The sequence below is a fragment of the Membranihabitans maritimus genome, from assembly GCF_021729145.1.
Taxonomy (GTDB): Bacteria; Bacteroidota; Bacteroidia; order Chitinophagales; family Saprospiraceae; genus Membranihabitans; species Membranihabitans maritimus.
In genome coordinates this window covers 1-203 of sequence record NZ_JAJSLW010000132.1, presented here as the reverse complement: position 1 = coordinate 203, position 203 = coordinate 1, and the positions used below count along the sequence as shown (strand labels likewise).

General features: G+C 48.8%; 1 protein-coding gene. It reads right to left on the bottom strand.

The window, feature by feature from the left end; translation table 11 throughout:
- Positions 1-203: hypothetical protein (locus tag LVD47_RS23600; RefSeq protein WP_236981200.1), on the bottom strand; the 203-nt coding region annotated here is incomplete at both ends.

Genomic DNA, 203 nt, shown 5'->3' with positions numbered 1-203 from the left:
TTCTCTACTTGTCCTTCCGCAAAGCCCAGGTCTACCAATAGGTCTACCCAGTTGTCATATTCTTTTCCGTTGGAACATAAGTCCACACAAGCCGTATCTGCCCACCAGTCTACTCTCCGCGCCAAACGCAAGCTTATTCCACAGTTATCCCAACTGCCTTCGTCCATTTCTTCTGCTTCCACCCACGCTACTTTGTTCGTCAA